We start from the raw sequence: 847 nt of genomic DNA, 5'->3' as shown, positions 1-847 counted from the left end.
ATAACTTTACCAATGGGTTTATTTGCCTCAAAATGGACCGTATAGAAGCGTTTTTAATTTCAATGTGGTTTTTATCACAAAATCTTTAAATCGCTCTGTACGGTGCCTTTCTGTCAATTTAAACGCATATCTATTCTCAAAATCATCAGCAAACTTCACTACTTTGCTGTTTTTTCGGATCCATAAGTGTCTTTAAGCGTAGATCGCTGTTGCAAGTTGATTGAAGCTTTCTGAAAGGTTATTTGCGAAATTGTTTGACGGTGGTTTATAACATGCGCTTTCATATAGTTTTTTCACTTCTGATTTTTTGTGTTTCTTAATTACCAATCCATATTCTGGATGCGTAATCCAATTATCCCAAGCGCTTTGCCAATCGCGTTCATTTGCATTTCGACATGGGTTGGATTTTGAAAAGCGTACAAATTTTTCAAATTCTGATAAGGCTTCATCATGCGTTAATCCTTGTTCAGTTGCGTATTGAAAATCGGGTTTGAAATCTTCTAGTATTCTTTCAACTTCTTGTTTTTCCCTTATTTTCTTTGTTCCTTCAAAAAAGTTTGCTTTCTCTGGAAAATAAGCAGGCATCATCGTGTCAAAGATTTCTGAAAGTTTTTTTCCAACCTTTTTAACTTTTCGTGAAGGCAATTTCGCAATCATCGCTTCGTTAATTTGCCATCGGTTGTTAACTTCGTTTGAAGTGTTGGTATTTTGCTCGTGAATGATTGGTTTTTTGGTTTCTATCGTTTTGATTTGTTCTGATTGAACATCATCACACTCGATTGCCTTTTCAACAAAATCGTTTGTTTCTAAATTTTCAAAATCAATTTCTCTTTTTGATAAAATAATA

At 33.8% G+C, this 847-nt stretch carries 1 pseudogene; it reads right to left on the bottom strand.

Features of this window, described 5'->3' with window-relative positions:
- Positions 1-192: 192 nt before the first annotated feature.
- Positions 193-847, bottom strand: a pseudogene (locus ACFIQC_RS09960) (hypothetical protein); the annotation flags it as partial.

The sequence above is a fragment of the Bartonella sp. AA126HLJHH genome (assembly GCF_042197425.1).
Taxonomy (GTDB): domain Bacteria; phylum Pseudomonadota; class Alphaproteobacteria; order Rhizobiales; family Rhizobiaceae; genus Bartonella.
Note: the sequence above shows the minus strand (reverse complement) of the source record. Positions and strands in the feature narration are given on the sequence as shown.